1 protein-coding gene is annotated in these 366 nt (G+C 63.4%); it reads left to right on the forward strand.

The window, feature by feature from the left end; all coding sequences use genetic code 11:
• Positions 1-366: hypothetical protein (locus QT984_RS27560; protein WP_333375388.1), on the forward strand; the 366-nt coding region annotated here is incomplete at both ends.

Here is a 366-nt window from a genome sequence, read left to right on the forward strand (position 1 = left end):
AACTCCGACTCCAACCGCAACTCCGACTCCAACCGGAACTCCGACTCCAACCGGCACTCCGACTCCAACCGGAACTCCAACCCCCACGGGAACTCCGACTCCAACCGGAACTCCAACCCCCACGGGAACCCCGACTCCAACCCCCACGGGAACCCCGACTCCAACTCCCACGGGAACTCCGACTCCCACGGAAACTCCGACTCCCACGGGAACTCCAACTCCCACGGAAACTCCAACCCCCACGGGAACTCCGACTCCCACGGAAACTCCGACTCCCACGGAAACTCCAACTCCCACGGAAACTCCGACTCCCACGGAAACTCCAACCCCAACCGGAACTCCGACTCCCACCGGCACTCCGACTCC

Source organism: Microcoleus sp. Z1_B2, from assembly GCF_036700325.1.
Taxonomy (GTDB): Bacteria; Cyanobacteriota; Cyanobacteriia; order Cyanobacteriales; family Microcoleaceae; genus Microcoleus.